The 15,584-nt window shown below is 58.5% G+C and carries 14 protein-coding genes; 10 read left to right on the forward strand and 4 right to left on the reverse strand.

Translation table 11 applies throughout. The features are described 5' to 3' along the window. Positions 1–97 precede the first annotated feature (97 nt). Entirely contained in the window at positions 98–2,170 is a 2,073-nt protein-coding gene (glgX, locus tag QTL94_RS23400; RefSeq protein ID WP_065692190.1) for a glycogen debranching protein GlgX, read from the forward strand. A gap of 77 nt (positions 2,171–2,247) precedes the next feature. Here glgX and QTL94_RS23405 read toward each other — a convergent pair whose 3' ends face one another. Continuing rightward, on the reverse strand, positions 2,248–3,222 hold the full coding sequence (locus QTL94_RS23405) for a 3'-5' exonuclease (protein WP_065691666.1): 975 nt from the start codon (positions 3,220–3,222) through the stop codon (positions 2,248–2,250). A gap of 308 nt (positions 3,223–3,530) precedes the next feature. Here QTL94_RS23405 and QTL94_RS23410 point away from each other — a divergent pair, with 308 nt between their 5' ends. Next, the gene (locus tag QTL94_RS23410) at positions 3,531–3,776 is read left to right on the forward strand and encodes a DUF982 domain-containing protein (RefSeq protein WP_065691665.1); all 246 of its coding nucleotides are present in this window, start codon (positions 3,531–3,533) and stop codon (positions 3,774–3,776) included. Between the two features lie 88 nt (positions 3,777–3,864). Here the strand turns inward: QTL94_RS23410 and QTL94_RS23415 are convergent, their stop codons facing one another. After that, a complete protein-coding gene (locus QTL94_RS23415; protein ID WP_065691664.1) occupies positions 3,865–4,866 on the reverse strand; it encodes an extracellular catalytic domain type 1 short-chain-length polyhydroxyalkanoate depolymerase in 1,002 nt (333 codons plus the stop codon). Between the two features lie 443 nt (positions 4,867–5,309). Between QTL94_RS23415 and QTL94_RS23420 the strand changes: the two genes are divergently transcribed. Together QTL94_RS23420 and QTL94_RS23425 are read left to right on the forward strand one after the other, a co-directional pair. Then, the gene (locus QTL94_RS23420; RefSeq protein ID WP_065691662.1) at positions 5,310–5,513 is read left to right on the forward strand and encodes a CsbD family protein; all 204 of its coding nucleotides are present in this window, start codon (positions 5,310–5,312) and stop codon (positions 5,511–5,513) included. A gap of 435 nt (positions 5,514–5,948) precedes the next feature. Next, positions 5,949–6,665 (forward strand): Crp/Fnr family transcriptional regulator, encoded by a 717-nt coding sequence (locus QTL94_RS23425; RefSeq protein ID WP_065691661.1) that lies wholly within the window; start codon positions 5,949–5,951, stop codon positions 6,663–6,665. A gap of 40 nt (positions 6,666–6,705) precedes the next feature. On the opposite strand, the gene QTL94_RS23430 is transcribed toward QTL94_RS23425, so the two are convergent. Next, positions 6,706–7,419 carry a Crp/Fnr family transcriptional regulator gene (locus tag QTL94_RS23430; protein ID WP_065691660.1) on the reverse strand — a complete coding sequence of 238 codons (714 nt, stop codon included), beginning with the start codon at positions 7,417–7,419 and terminating at the stop codon, positions 6,706–6,708. Between the two features lie 361 nt (positions 7,420–7,780). Between QTL94_RS23430 and QTL94_RS23435 the strand changes: the two genes are divergently transcribed. From QTL94_RS23435 to QTL94_RS23460, 6 genes are all read left to right on the forward strand, one after another. Then, positions 7,781–8,029, forward strand: coding sequence for a hypothetical protein (locus QTL94_RS23435; RefSeq protein ID WP_141683948.1), 249 nt, complete (start codon positions 7,781–7,783; stop codon positions 8,027–8,029). 286 nt (positions 8,030–8,315) lie between these two features. Further along, complete coding sequence (locus tag QTL94_RS23440) at positions 8,316–8,570, forward strand: hypothetical protein (RefSeq protein ID WP_065691658.1); 255 nt, start codon at positions 8,316–8,318, stop codon at positions 8,568–8,570. Between the two features lie 562 nt (positions 8,571–9,132). Next, a complete protein-coding gene (locus QTL94_RS23445) occupies positions 9,133–9,816 on the forward strand; it encodes a hypothetical protein (RefSeq protein ID WP_065691657.1) in 684 nt (227 codons plus the stop codon). 132 nt (positions 9,817–9,948) lie between these two features. Further along, positions 9,949–10,725, forward strand: coding sequence for an exodeoxyribonuclease III (gene xth, locus QTL94_RS23450; RefSeq protein ID WP_289803240.1), 777 nt, complete (start codon positions 9,949–9,951; stop codon positions 10,723–10,725). Positions 10,726–11,061: 336 nt separating this feature from the next. Further along, positions 11,062–11,631, forward strand: a complete 570-nt coding sequence (locus QTL94_RS23455) for a biliverdin-producing heme oxygenase (RefSeq protein WP_289803241.1) — start codon at positions 11,062–11,064, stop codon at positions 11,629–11,631. After that, positions 11,573–14,179: an HWE histidine kinase domain-containing protein gene (locus QTL94_RS23460; protein ID WP_289803242.1), complete on the forward strand. Its 2,607-nt coding sequence runs from the start codon at positions 11,573–11,575 to the stop codon at positions 14,177–14,179. Before QTL94_RS23455 ends, QTL94_RS23460 begins: the two co-directional genes overlap by 59 nt. A 760-nt stretch (positions 14,180–14,939) precedes the next feature. On the opposite strand, the gene QTL94_RS23465 is transcribed toward QTL94_RS23460, so the two are convergent. Continuing rightward, positions 14,940–15,167 carry a hypothetical protein gene (locus QTL94_RS23465; RefSeq protein WP_065691653.1) on the reverse strand — a complete coding sequence of 76 codons (228 nt, stop codon included), beginning with the start codon at positions 15,165–15,167 and terminating at the stop codon, positions 14,940–14,942. Positions 15,168–15,584 lie beyond the last annotated feature (417 nt).

The following is a 15,584-nucleotide window of genomic DNA, read 5'->3' on the forward strand; positions in this document are numbered from 1 at the left end:
TACGGTGGCCGTGGCAGGCACGGGCAAGTGCCGCTTGCTCAGAGGCGGCAACGATTGAAGCGTTTCCATCCAGGGCAAATCATTGGCGGTGCGGATCATGCCAACTAAAACCACCCGGGTTCTACCCGGAGACTATTCTCGCCTCGGTGCGACACCCGACAAGGACGGGGTGAACTTCGCGATCTTCAGTGCTCATGCCGAGCGGGTCGACCTTTGTCTTTTTAATGATGATGGAACCGAGGAAATCGATCGCGTCGAGCTTGCGGAATATACCAACGAGGTGTGGCACGGCTATATTCCCGGCCTCAAGGCGGGGGCGCTCTATGGCTACCGGGTGCATGGGCCGTATGATCCGGAGAGAGGCCATCGTTTCAATCCCAACAAGCTCCTCGTCGATCCTTATGCCAGGGAACTCGTCGGCGATATTGCTTGGGGCCAGGCTCAGTTCGCATATATTATCGATGGCGCCGAGAAAGATCTGTCCTTCGACACGACAGACAGCGCTTCCTTCGTGCCGAAATGTCGGGTCATCGATCCCGCCGACCATGCCCGGACTTGTGACTTGCGGCCGGACATTCCCTGGTCAAGGACGGTCTTCTACGAAACCCACGTGAAGGGTTTTACCCAACTTCATCCAGCGTTGCCCGAGAACCTTCGAGGCACCTTTGAAGGCCTTGGGTCCAAACAGATCGTGGACTACGTCAAAAGTCTCGGCATAACGTCGATCGAGCTTCTGCCGGTTCATTGGTTTGCCGACGACGCACACTTGCTTGACAGGGGCCTCAAGAACTTCTGGGGATACAACACCCTGGCTTTCTTCGCTCCTGCGTCTCGTTACTACGGTCCTCATGGCATCGCAGGCTTTCGCGACATGGTTCGTGCTTTTCATGATGGTGGCATCGAAGTCATTTTGGATGTTGTCTATAATCACACGGCCGAAGGCAACGAGCTTGGCCCCACCCTTTCCTTCAAGGGGATCGACAACTTTTCTTACTACCGCACCGTGCCTGACCAGGCCCGCTACTACATCAACGATACCGGAACCGGCAACACGGTGAACACGTCTCATCCCCGCGTTTTGCAGATGGTGATGGATTCACTGCGCTACTGGGCTGACGAGATGCATGTCGATGGCTTTCGCTTCGACCTCGGAACCATTCTTGGCCGCGAGCCGGAGGGATTTGACCAGCGTGGGGGCTTTTTCGACGCAGTCGGGCAGGATCCGGTCCTGTCGCGCCTGAAGCTTGTCGGGGAGCCGTGGGACATCGGCCCAGGCGGCTATCAGGTCGGCGGCTTCCCGCCGGGCTGGTCGGAGTGGAACGACAAATACCGCGATACGGTGCGCGACTATTGGAGAAGCAAAGACGGGACCACCAGGGATTTCGCCGCTCGCGTTCTGGGTTCGGGTGACGTCTACGATCTGCGCGGACGTCGGCCATGGGCCAGCGTGAACTTCCTCACAGCACATGACGGTTTTACGCTCAACGACCTGGTATCCTATAACGAGAGACATAATGAGGCGAACGGGGAAGACAACAGGGACGGCCACAGCGACAACCGCAGTTTCAACTACGGCGTGGAAGGCCCAACCGACGACGCGGACATAAGCGCCGTCCGCGACCGGCAGAAGCGAAATTTCCTCGCGACACTGTTCCTTTCTCATGGCGTGCCGATGCTGTTGGCCGGCGACGAATTCGGTCGCAGCCAGATGGGAAACAACAACGGCTATTGCCAGGACAGCGAACTGAGCTGGGTGCACTGGCACGACCTGCCGGACAGTGCTGGAGATCTTCGGGAATTCACGCGGCGCCTGATTGCCCTGCGTCGTGATCACTCGATTTTCCGGCGCGACAGCTGGCGGGATGGAATGGTCGTTACGTGGTACAATCCGTCCGGCGGGGAGCAGACCGAAGAGCAATGGGCAGACGCCAGCAGCAACGCCATCGGCCTTCGTGTCTCCCGCGATCACGACGACGAGGAAGGCTGGGACGATATCCTGATCCTGTTCAATCCACATCATGAGCCTGTGCCCTTTAGAGTACCGGAGACAGAGGGGGCCTGGGTGGAGGTCCTGACCACGGCGGATTCAGCCCCAGGTGATCCGGTGGGTGATCCGTATGTCCTTCCTGGACGCAGCCTCGTCCTCTTTAGAACAGCGTCCCACCGCTAAGGCAGGCGTGACACGACGCTTCACGTCTGGTGCCGGGGTTTGAGCGCCGGAGACACGGGGTTGGGATGACGTTGGCACTATGCACGGTAGCGGTCGAAGGCCGTTAGAAACTGCGTCGGCGGATCGGCCTCCGGATGCTGGTAGATTTCGGCGCGAAGGTAGTGCAACTCGTCTTCAAGATCGGTTTCCTCGACCTCGATCCACCAGGACTTGGGCCGACCGTCACTGCCGTCGGACCAGCGGTATCCGCGTGCCTTCAGGTGATCCTTCATGTCGAAGGGACTATGCTCTGCGAAGACGCGAACCCTTGAGCGCTGGCTGGCCGCATAGAGCTCAGAAAATGGAGTTGGAGACCCGCAAGAAGGGCTTTGGTCAAGGATTTCCAGCAAGGCAAAACAATCCTCGACGGCGCGATGGCCTTCGTGAAAGAAGCCCGCTTGACCGATCAGATAACCGAGCTTCGTTCCCTCGAATCCGCGTGAGGCCCAGTCTATCTCCGCGTTGGAGCAGGCCCACGCCTTTCCTGAGAACAATGGCGAAAACATCTCGCAGAATGGGCGATCGAAGCCGGCGTTGTGGGCAATGACCAGGTCCGCCGGTTCTATAAGTGGACGAAGTGCTCGCGTATCGATGACCTGGCCCGCCACCATCTCATCCGTAATCCCGGTCAGTCTGGTAATTTCGGCGGGAATGGGACTGCTTGGTTGCTGCAGTCCACCGTAAACACCGACCACATCGCCAATGAAACCCCTTTCATCGAAACTGAAGGCTATGACACCGATCTCGATGATTTCATCTTTCCGATGATTGAGCCCGGTGGTCTCGGTGTCGACTATGACACCCCGTAGCGGAAACTCGCTGCGAATTGTTTGCGCGATCGCGCGCGCCTCGAGCCTCCTCAATATCCGGTAGCGTCCCGTTGCCGTCAGCCGTTCAGCCATTTCGGCCTCGTCAATCGCTCCCGCGGGCGACGTCCCCGGTCGCGGTCCGGAGACTGTCTTCATTACGGCAGACGCGGGCTCGGCCGAAAACATATCGAATTGCAGAGGCATGCCGGAAATTTTCCTGTCGCGAAGTCTGCGAAGACCTAGCACAGGCGCCCGCGCTGGTCACCCGGTCCTCCAGCATTCAAGCCAACCTGCGGCAAGTGATGAAGCAGCGGTCGTGACGCTAAGCACGCCTTGGCCGGGAGCAAACCCGAATCGCAGGACACGCATCGCGACAGCGTTGTGATCAGTCGGGGAGCGCGCCCTGTGGTTGAGGTTAAAAAGTCTTACCGCACGGACTGGGCGAAAAAAACCGGAACGATTGAGAGCCGAGGCTGTTCCTCCGGTGGAAGTCAGTTGAATTGGGGAATGGCATGGAAAGCAATGGCTGGGTTACAGTGACGCTCCAGCGACACGGTAAACTGCACACGATCAACTCTGTGGGAGACGCGCTTGACATGCTTATCTCAAGGTGGCCGGTTTCTGACGGGGTCGCCTATATCGGGGCAATGGAAGCGTGTGTCGGGACGGAGGAAGGTGGCGTGTCGTCGTCGCAAGCTCGCGCGGCGTTTCTTCTGGCCGCGGTAGAGGCGGGCATCTATTTCGAGGCTCGGGTTTGACAAGAAAGACGCTCAGGCACCGCGATGGCCAAAGCGATGGGGACGGATATTTCAGGCGAGCGAGCCCTCCGCATTGCAAGCCAGCTCTCTAGAGGCGTGTCAGGCCCCACAACCGCATGAGTTCGACCGGGGCGGAAATGCCGGCTGACCGTACGAAAGGATCTCGGAAGCGCCGGGAGGCGCCATTGCTGCGCGTCTTGATCGGAAGCGCGTGGCCCATGCCGCTAATCAAATAAAGGGAGACCTTCCGCTTCTTTGCAACCTCCCAGATGTGAAGTTCACCCCAGGCCTTCCTTTCAACCCGCCCAAGGCTTCGATCCATACCCGCTGCTTCCAGCCATTGGGCGACGTTCGCTTCGGCGTTGCGCGGATTGACAACCTTGTCACCAGTTCCTTGCCAAATGCTCATGGGCGGCCACGACGAACCTTGGTCGGACAGATCTTCTACAAGGCTTCCCCAGCCGGCCACAGGGACTGGTGCTCCGGATTTCATTGCCCGGAGGGCGGACATTGCATCGCGGACTGAGCCGAACGGCATGCCCGCCACAATTGCCGCGCCTGCAAACAATGCCGGATAGTGGGCGACAAGCGCCGCGGTCATGGCGCCCCCAGCGGAAAGCCCAACAATGAATACACGTCGTCGATCGACCCCGTAGCGGCTACATGCTTGCTCGATCATCTGCCTGATGGACAGAACTTCCCCGCGGTCTCGGGCGACAGCGCTCGGCCGAAACCAGTTGAAGCAGCCGTTCGGATTGTTGCTGCCTGTCTGTTGGGGATACAGGAGAACGAAGCCCCGTTCGGTCGCATAGCGAGAGAACCCGCTGGCAGCGTCCAGGCTTTCGGGTGTCTGATTGCAGCCGTGAGGCACGACGACAAGCGGCGGCTTTTTCCGCAACTTTGTGGGCGCGAACAGCTTCATCACGAGCCCTGCGGGATTGCTTTCGCACATTGCAATAGTCTGAAGTGTGGTCCTCCGCGAAGGGGGCGATTTGTGACCCGATGGTCCTAGCATTGCGTTGACCAGTTTGCTGATGCTGCGATGGACCCTGAATGACTTCCGAAGCGATTTATGAATAGCGGGCCTCATTGTGTGACGGCCTCCACTTTTGGCTGTAGTGCTGGTTCTGACCACGCGGTCGGAAAACCGCTTCTCACTCGATAGCAGCAGCTAAGGGAATGTGGCGTCCTCGTGCACGAGGGTGCATCGTCTGTCAGCATCTTTTCGACTTCCTGCGAAGTTTCGTGAATGTGGGTCTATCATTCGTTCGTGACATCAACCCCCGGACGCCGTCGCCTTGCCAGGCCGGGCTCATGCGCACTGAAATCCGAGCCGCTAATGATAAAGACCTGTGCGCTCCAATCTGTACCCAACGAGAACGCAATCCAGGCGGCACGCCTTCCTGGCGCTGATTTTCGCAAACACCTGGCTGCCTCGCGCATTCAGCCAGACCGCAATCCCAAAAGACCAACTTTCGTGGAACACTTCGCGGAATTTGCCGTTCTCTTTGAGGATAGCAAGGAGAAAGAGTGATGGACTGGAATCGAGTTGAAGGTAACTGGAAGCAGGTTAAAGGGAAGGTCAAGGAACAGTGGGGGAAGCTCACGGACGATGATCTCGACGTGATCGCCGGTAAGAGATATCAGTTGGAGGGCAAGATCCAGGAGCGCTACGGCTACGAAAAGGATCAAACCAGAAAAGACATCGACGATTGGTATGGACGTCAGACCTGGTAAACCTTGCTGCAACCGCAGCGACCGCGACGCCCTGGAGGTTGCTCCAGGGCAACTCGGGGATTGTGAGTACCGCCGGCTGGCTTCTCCAATCAATTGGAGCCGTGGTCGGCAGGCCATGTACCACTTCGGGCGCAATCCAATCGCCGGCGGGGATAGGATGACACGGCGTTTCGGCGGGACTTCAAGACCCTTTCCTAAAGAAATGACCGCTTTCACACCTCCGGCCGATTGGCCGAAAAATTCCAGCAATCTTTGCGTTGGAGGAGCTGGCAGCTCGAACCCGCCTCGATCGGGGCAGGCACGCTGAAGGAACGCCGAAGGGATCCTGTGCGGCTGATCCGCCTCTTCGGCAGGGCCTTCGGATGTCATGTGGGTCTCGCTCAGATTCACTGTAGGCCTGGTGCCGGCCACCCGTATGAGTAGAGGAAATTTTCAATGGCTTTACCGCGAAGGTCGGAGATGACCAACAAACTTTTGCAGATCCTTCCCGAAGCGGATTACGCGGGGATCTCAACCGACCTTGAATACATTGAACTTGCAAGAGGTACGGTCCTTGCAACTGCGGGACGCCCGATCGACCATATCTACTTCCTGACGTCGGGTATCGGGTCGATCATTGCAACGACGCCTGAGGGGAACCGGGCCGAGGCAGGGATTTTTGGCTATGACGGTTACGTTCCAACGTCCGCGGTCGCTCGCGCGGATGACAGCCCGCATGATGTGGTCGTCCAACTAAAATCGGAGGCCTATCGTATGACTTACGCCCAGTTTCGGCGCCTGATGGACGACAACCGCAATTTCGTCAGGGTGATGATCCGCTCGATCGAAGCCTTCTCCGTCCAATTGACCTACACGGCGATTTCAAATGCGATACATGACGTTACCGAGCGGCTGGCGCGTTGGTTGCTCATGTGTCACGACCGTGTGGAAGGCAACGAGATTGGCCTTACCCACGAGTTCATCTCCTTGATGCTGGCGGTCCGACGCCCCAGCGTGACGACGTCATTGCATGTTCTTGAGGGCAACGGGTTCATCAGGTCCGAACGAGGAAATATAATCGTTCGCAATAGAGCGGCGATGGAAGATTTTGCGCATGACGCTTACGGCAAGCCGGAAGCGGAGTATCGCCGACTGATGAAGGATCTATTCTGAGCATTGGCATGCTTTCTAGACTGCATACGAGTGGATCGGCTTAGATGTCGCCAATAAGCCTTCGATATTCCTCCTCCGGCTTGCCGTACGCATCGCCGGCAAATTCTTCCATCCCCCGTCGGTCCCGGATGGTAATTCGGCCGCGCTCCGAGAGGATGAATTTCCTGCCTTCCAGAACGTGAAGCGCCGTCGTCACGCTTGGCCGCCGGACCCCGAGCATCAGCGAGATAAAATCATGTGTCAGCGCGATCTCGTCGCCATCGACACGATCATGCGACATGAGCAGCCAGCGCGCCAGCCTCGTATCGATCTGACAGTTGACATTGGACAGCGCCGTATAGGAGATCTGCGAAGCGAACGTTTGGATGAACCGTGCTAACAGGTTGGCAAATGTGGGGTTCCGCGACAGCGCGGTCAAATTAGCGTCCAGGCTCATCCGGTAACCCCACCCCGCGACCTGCATGAGAACTTCATGAACACTGATCGTGCCGCCCACACCCGCAGACGTCGGCGAAAATCCTTCGCGGCCAAACATGCCGGCCTCGGGCTGGTGCCGACCCGACGACACCGTAATCACCGAGCCAATTCCCGAACAGAGAAAATAGACATGGTCTATCGGCTTGTTGGCCTCTACGACGACAAATCCCTGTCTGAGGTCGATCGGTTCAAGCATGGATGCGATGCTGCGGAATTCCTGATCAGGCAGGCGGGCCAGAAGCCGATTTTGCATTGTCGATTGATCGGGAAGGGCCATCGAAACTCAAGGGTACGCTTTACGTGAGGAAGCGAGTCGTTGCCGTCCCACTGAAGAATGTCGGCTATATAACATCCTGTTGTTGTGCGTGTTCTTGGGTACGGTGGCGGACCGTTTTCGTACGCGTGAGCTTTCGAAGGGAAACTTGGGGGCACAGACAGGCAATTTGGAACAACGCTTCGCAGCGATGCGTGAGGGCGCAGGGAACAACTATTGCCTCACGCCAGTTTAGATAGGTCGGTCCGATTCGAATGTATCAAGCGATGCTTCTTCGGGTCGGGATTCATGACAATCGCCTCCCGCAAGAGCGGTGTTTCGCAAAGGTGGCACGATGCAGGGATCACAGAACCGGGACGGCTGGATGTCTTTGGAAGACGACGACTTGCAGACCCGCAACCCGCCGTCACGCGCACGATTTGAAGAGGCTGGCTTGGAGTCCGCACTCTCCTATTCCCAGGAGGAGCTCGCGCGACTGCGCGTTGAAGTCGACGAGATCGCGCATATCCTGGAAATGGGAAGGGCCATCGAGCAAAAACCGTCTGCCGGGCCACGCCTGGTCTCTGGTGGCATCCTCCTTGCCTTGATTTTATTGGTGTATTCGACCCGTTGAGGCCCGAAGTTTTCGCACCGGTTTGCAACCCCTGTCTTGGTCACCCTCTTCTGTCCCCGAGAGCGCTCGCCGACGTCATCGCAAGATGTGGCTGGTTCACGACGCTGTCGCAGTGGGCTTCGTGGAAGGGCCACCTCCGTCGCGTACCGCCATTGATCGGTACGATGGCAGACCAAATCGCAGGGTGCCCAATAGTTAGTGTACAATCAGTATCGGGCCGGATTTCATCTGCAGGACTGCTTTGAGAGATCATTTGGGCTCCTGCCGTAAAAGCGGAGGGCTAGTCATGTTTCAATATTTGACGACGCTGGAGGAAGGCGACTTGGCCGCTATCCTCGATGCTGTGCAAGCTTGGTGCCGGGCTCACCAGGTAGACGTGGAAACTTCGGAGGGTCACAGTGTCCTGGCGGCGGCGATAGACCAGGTGCAAGCAACCGGAAGCTCGACTGACCTGCGTTCGACGCTGTTCGATGTTCTGGATGCCAGGGCCAGGTCGATCGAGGAAGCATCAGATCACATAAGCTCTCAGGACCAGCAGTGAGGGCGGCGATAGCGGTAGCGCAACCTTCAGGTCGAGAACATGCGTTCGTGGAGCAGACAGTGCGCATTATCAAGATGGTCTGTCGCCTCTTCGTCACGCAATTGTAAACGCCATTCAGCAGATGGCCAATCCTTCTATCGCTTTAACAGCAGCGTGATCGGTAGATGCTTCGCCCTGCCTGCCTGTGTCGGCAAACACGCAAAATAGCGTTTCGCTCGGGGCCTTCCGCAACGAGCTCTATTCCCAGCGCCTCCAGACTTGGCTTTGCTTTGGCCAGGATGTTTCGATCTTAAAATTCGCTCGCCTGTTCGACTGGAACGAGGAAAAACGAGCGGTACGCTGGGGCAGTTTCAAAGAACGCATCGGATGGGGCCGATCGAAGAGCACCGCCCATGGAGCGACACAAGTTCCGGTCCCGTATCGTTGAGAGATCGAAAGGGCTGCGATGGGAGATCTCTCCATGCTGACAAGCTCCCGCTCACTTGAACGGCTTCGGCAGCGCCGGGAACTTTGTGTGCGAGAGGTCGTTTTATCCTGAGATACCAAGCAGGAGTATCCTTCCATGACCAACCTCGACAATAATCGCTCGGGTGCCCTAGTCGCAAACAGCGCTAGGAGTTCGCTGACAGCTCTCTTCGATCGTCGAAGCGAGGCTGAAGCGGCCATCGAACGGCTTGAGAAAGCGGGTGTTGCCGATGTACGACTGTTGCCGGGCTACGAGGCCGAGGGGACGCCAGTCGCTCCAGACAGCACCGGCTTCTGGGTGAAGCTCGGAGACTGGCTTTTCCCAGATGACGACCGGTCGCTCTATGCCGAGGGTCTTCGTCGCGGCGGCTTTCTCGTTTCTGCCTCCGTTGACGAAAAGACCTATGAAACAGCGCACGAGATTCTCGATGACGAAGGCGCCATCGACCTGGACGAGCGGGCCGACCTTTGGAGGACAGAGGGCTGGGGTGCGCGTGAACAACAGGCCGCTGCATCTCGCGAAGATGTATTCGATATTGACGCAGCCACGGGCACGGCGACCGGCGATGGACGATACGTTCGCAAGACCGAGCCGACCTCTTCGGGAGTGCGTTCATATGAACTGCGCGAGGAACTCCCTGATGATATCGTGGATGACGTGCTTCCGACCGGTCACCAGCGGACTGTTGATGAACGCCACGATCCGCGCGAACATAGGACAGACCAGAGCCAGGAACTCGATGATCTGCGACAGAAGCAGAGCTTTCCCGGCGGTCGGTAAGCACGACGTTCAGCTCGACGCCAATAGGCTTGCCGTGTCTCGTCGCAGCTTTTCGCGTTTGAGCAGTTGGGCCGCAAATGCAGCATGCCAACGCCTTCGTGGTCGACTTGGCGACGTCGTCGCAGGACGCCCATGAAGATCGCGACCTACAACGTCAACGGCATCAATGGCCGATTGGCAATCCTCCTTCGATGGTTGGCAGAGGACGACCCCGATGTGGTGTGCCTTCAGGAACTGAAAACCGAGGACGCGAATTTCCCGATCCGGGAAATCGAGAGGTCTGGATATGGCGCGATATGGCATGGCCAGAAGAGCTGGAACGGCGTTGCGATCCTGGCGCGCGAGACTACACCGATCTTGACCAGGCGGGGGCTGCCAGAAGGGCCGGACGACAGCCACAGCCGCTACATCGAGGCCGTGGTAAACGGCATCCTCATCGGGTGCATTTACCTTCCCAATGGCAATCCGGCGCCCGGACCCAAATTCGACTACAAGCTTCGATGGTTCCGTCGGCTCCATCACTATGCGGCCGAACTCCTGGCACTCGAGGTCCCAGCCGTCCTTGCTGGCGATTTCAATGTCATGCCGAACGAGCTCGACGTATATAATCCTGCGCGTTGGCGAGATGACGCACTCTTCCGACCCGAGGCCCGCAGTGCCTATGCCAAGCTCGTCGCGCAGGGATGGACCGATGCCGTTCGCCATCTCCATCCAGGCGAGCGCATCTACACCTTCTGGAAATACTGGCGTAACTCCTTTGAGCGGGACGCTGGACTGCGAATTGATCATCTCCTGCTGTCGCCCGACCTCGCGCCGATGCTTCGCAGCGCAACCGTGCGCCGGGAGCCTCGAGGCTGGCCGCGCACGAGCGATCACGCGCCCGTCCTCATCGAACTCGACCTGGGGTGAGACGACGACGGACGGGCCCCCATGGGCAACCCCCTCCGGCGTTCAGCGAACGTCCAGTGCGGCGGACACTCAGACGGGTCGCGGGTACTGTCTGAGGAAGCACCAGGGCGGTCGAGCGCTTTTTGAGCCAACGATTAGCGGGTCGTTGCGCAGTCACCCTCCCCTCGCGTCCCGGACCGCCGCCAATTGTCAAGGACGGCTTGCCTCGCAATCCGCTACGCCCTAGTTCTCGCGGTGCTGGTTTCGGCGGCCTGACCGCAGCGCCAGTTTTCCGACAGGGCGCCCAATCTGAACATCGAGTGCTGGTAATGCGTTGGGAAAGATGGCGTTGCCAAGTTGGAGGAAAGATTGACCGGTAATGAACGACGCTTTGCACTCAGGAAACGTACGCAGACGGCACACGAGCGTTTGGACGCCGTTGTCGGGGGATTCGATACGATTGACGACTATCGGCGCTATCTGATCGGACTGAGCGCGTTCCGAGCCGCGATGGATGGAGCCTTGCGGCGTGTCGCCTGGCCCGCGGGCTGGTCGTGGCGGCCAACAGCGCTTGCGCGATCGCTTGCCGGCGATGCCATCGATCTTGGGTTACCTGCCATTCAACAGATTCGCTGCGATATGGACCTGAATGACCGTAGCGTCCTTCTCGGCGCACTCTACGTCCTTGAAGGCTCCACGCTTGGCGCGCGGCTGCTCCGGCAGCGGGCCGCAAAAATCGGCCTTGACGAGGATTTCGGCGCGCGCCATCTCGCCACTATGTCAAATGATATAGCGCATTGGCACTCGTTTCTCGTACTCTTAGACGAAACTGCGGACTTTGACGTCGAGCGAGCAGCCGCGACAGCCAATGCCGTCTTTGCCCTCGCGATACAATGCTTTGAAAGTGAACTGCTCTTTGTCCAATAAACATGTCGATCTTAATACTTGCGACCGTGAGCCAATCCACATCCCAGGCAGCATTCAGTCTCATGGATGCCTGATCGCATGCGACAGCAACCTGACAAGGGTCGAAAGGGCGTCCGAAAACGCGCCGATGATTCTGGGGCACGACGCCAACCCGGTCGGGCGCAGCGTCGCGGACGTGGTTGGACATAAACTGTTGCACGACCTGCGAAACGCCTTGATGACATCTTCGACCGCGTCGCGACCTGCCCTGCTGCTGGACATGACATGTAACGGGCATGCCTTCGACATCGCCATCCATCATTACAAGTCCACCGTCATCATCGAGTTCGAGCCGGCCCCGGCGGTAGGCCAGCCGCTGCATATCGCGCGCGAGATGATCGGCCGCATCAGCGACATCGCCGACGTCGATCGCCTTGTGCAGCGAGCGTGCCGGATCGTTGCCGGCGCAACCGGCTACGACCGCGTGATGATCTATCGCTTTGAGCAGGATGGCTCGGGCAAGGTCGTTTCCGAGACAAAACGCGCCGACCTCGAGAGCTTTCTCGGCCAGTATTTTCCGGCGAGCGATATTCCGCAGCAGGCGCGAATGCTCTATCTGAAGAATACGATACGCATCATAGCCGATGCCAGCGGCGAGCGCGTACCGGTCAATCCCGTGCTGGACGCATCAGGCGAACCGCTTGATCTGAGCTTCGCGCATTTGCGCAGCGTTTCGCCGATCCACTGCGAGTATTTACGCAATATGGGCGTGGCTGCCTCCATGTCGATCTCGATCATCCTGGACGGTAAGCTGTGGGGGCTGATCGCCTGCCATCACTACTCGCCGCGTGCCCTGCCCATGGCGCAACGCGTGGCGATGGAGGTGTTTGGCGAATTCTTCTCGCTGCATCTCAAGTCCCTGAAGGAGCGCCGGCGCGTTGCCGCGGTTGCCGGCACCCGGGAGGCCCTTGACCGTTTCCTGATCCTTTCGTCTCATCACGATGATGTCGGCGAATTGTTGCGCCAGAGCCTACGGGAATTCTCCCGCCTCCTGCCGAATGACGGTCTTGGGCTGATGTTCGACGGACAGTGGACCGGTCTTGGCGTTACCCCGCCGGACAACGAAATTCCCCTCCTTCTCGATTTCATCGGCACCGTCAGCGAAGGCCGGATATGGGCAACCCATGCATTGTCCCAGAGGTTGCCCGCAGCCGGCGCCTATGGCGACCGTGTGTCCGGCCTGCTCGCCATTCCGCTCTCGCAAACGGGCTCGGATTGCCTTCTAGTATTCCGGAGAGAACTCGTGCAGACCCTGGACTGGGCGGGTAATCCCGACAAGACTTATGAGACAGGCCCCCTTGGTGATCGGCTTACCCCACGCAAGAGCTTCGCGATCTGGAAGGAAACGGTAAAGGGTCAGTCCCAGGCCTGGACGGAGGCTGAGCGGGAAATTGCGGAAATAGTACGGGTTTCCATCGTCGAGATCGTGCTGCGCCAAAATGAACTGATGGCCGGCGAACGGCACAAGTCCGAGGTGCGGCAGCGCATGCTGAACCAGGAGCTCAGCCATCGCGTCAAAAACATCCTGGCCGTCATCAAGTCGCTCGTGAAAAGCCCGCAGCATCACAAGAGCACGCTGGAGGACTACGTCGCCACCCTGCAGGGCCGTATCGAGGCCCTTTCGGTTGCCCACGATCAGGTCGTTCGGGGCGATGGCGGCGGCATTTTGGCTGATCTGCTGGAGGCTGAACTTCAGCCCTATAGGGTGAAAGCATCGACCGTCCGCCTTTCCGGGCCGCCGGTCTGGCTCGACAGCCGCGCTTTCTCCGTCATGGCGCTGGTCGTTCACGAGCTCGCCACCAATGCCGCCAAATATGGCGCCCTCTCCGTGGCCACGGGCGCGGTGGAAATCGCCTGGACGATGGTCGGGGAAACTGCTTGCGAAATCCGGTGGCTCGAGCACGGCGGCCCCATCGTACATGTTCCGTCCCGCAACGGCTTTGGCAGTGCCCTGATCGAGCGGAGCGTTCCCTACGATCTGAATGGCGAGAGTTCGATACGTTTCGAACCCGCTGGACTGGAAGCAACTTTTAAGATCCCGGCGCCGCATATCAAACTCGCCGCCTCAAGCCCAGCCGCAAGAGCAGGCATGACGGACTATACCGCGCGGACGAATAGGCTCGGTGCAATTGATCCGTCGATACTCATTGTCGAGGACCAGATCCTCATCGCCCTCGATCTGGAGGGAATGCTTGCCGATGCAGGCCTTTTGAAGGTCGCTACCACCAGTTCCGTCAAACAGGCAATAGCGCAGATCGAAATCAGTCCGCCGGACCTTGCCGTCCTCGACATCAACCTCGGCCAGACGAACTCCTTCGCGGTCGCCGAGGAGCTGCGCAAGAGGGGAACGCCGTTTGTGTTTGCAACCGGATACGGAGAAGGGGCGGACCTTCCGCAAGAACTGGCAGGCGTTCCGATCGTTCGCAAACCCTTCAGCCGAGACGCAGTCGTCGGAGCGCTCTCATCGCTGATGGACAATCGACGTTCGGGCTCGAAAGGGACATTGTGAGCTGACGACAAGCCGCGCGCCCGCAGACGGAGGGGCAAGTGGGGGTGTGGCGACTGCGAACCGCACACGAAACAGTGTCTGGTGCTACCAAAATCCCGGATTCGCACTTTCGAGGCTATCGATGCCTGCTTCTGCATCCCGTCGCTCGTGCGGCAACCGCTTGATCGCGGTCCCATCCCTTTGATCGCCCGCTGTGTTAAATAAATCGTACGGCAGGCCATCCAATTTGCGCCAGCGCCCGTATCAGCCAGACTGTTATCAGATCACAGCCGCAGCCAGTCCCGTGCATGAAGCACTCGCATCGACAGGAAACAATTTGCGGATGCCCCGAATGGCGGTTTGGCAAATCAAGGAGGTCCCCTTGCAAAGGATCGCTATTGTGCTTGCAGTTTTCATCATATGCCCCGGGTGCTCCACCGAGAGCGCATCCACCGCACGATCGGTTGCAGTCCAAAATGCTTCTGCTGATAAAAACTCGGCTGAAAGAGAAGGATGTCGCAGCAAGCCAAATTTTGAAGGGATGCTGCGCACGCTATGTTACTAGTGTCGGAGGATCACTACCACAGGCCGTTTGAACCTCATCTTGACGTGATGGGTTGTGTTACGTCGGAGAAAGCCGACGTAACAGAGATGGTGATGGCGACATGCGTCATAGCAGACGTTAGCTTCATGTGGCTCTTGCTGCACCCCTTGCGACCAATGAAACCGAAGTGTCCTCGGCCCTCCCCAGTCTCTGCGGGCCCGGAACATCCACGATGTCTCAGGGGAGGCTCAGGTCCAAACCCAGCATCCTGCTAAGGACGAATGCCAAGAGCCCGACGCCGAGAAGCAATAGCGCGAAGGCTGCGGCCATCTTGCCGCCCGTGCGTAGCACCGCGCCTGTCTTTGCCTTCCCCCGTTGATCGTAGTGCCACTTGATGGCGAAATACATGCCCGTGCTTAATACGAGAGCCTTGAACGTAACGAAGACTATAGGGACCCAATCCATAACAAAGATCCTGATTGCATCAGCTCCGCGCCTTATGATCCTGTTTTGGGCACACGCATACGACTTGTTATGCAATGCTGATATGTTATCGCAGGTGGGGTTCGGGGCTGCAGGGGTTCGGGCATGGCCGCATGTCTAGTCGGCATTGGAGCAATGCTCTTTCTCCTGGTCGTTAATGGCCTGTTCGTTCGTATCCATCAGGCTCTCACGCCGCCGGGCAGATGATTTCGGCTGATCCGCCATGATGCGTTCGAGCCCTTCTCGATCGCATTGCCCGAGGAGGAGGAGTTGCCGGACGCCGCCATGCGAGGTCCTGGATCGCGACGAGAAACGCCTCCAGGCTCCCGACGCGTCTTTCGATCGAGCTGGTGACACCCTCGCCGCTTCCGTCGGTATGGAACATTCCCCCGTCGTCGA

The sequence above is a fragment of the Rhizobium sp. S96 genome, assembly GCF_030382195.1.
In the GTDB taxonomy this organism is placed as follows: domain Bacteria; phylum Pseudomonadota; class Alphaproteobacteria; order Rhizobiales; family Rhizobiaceae; genus Rhizobium.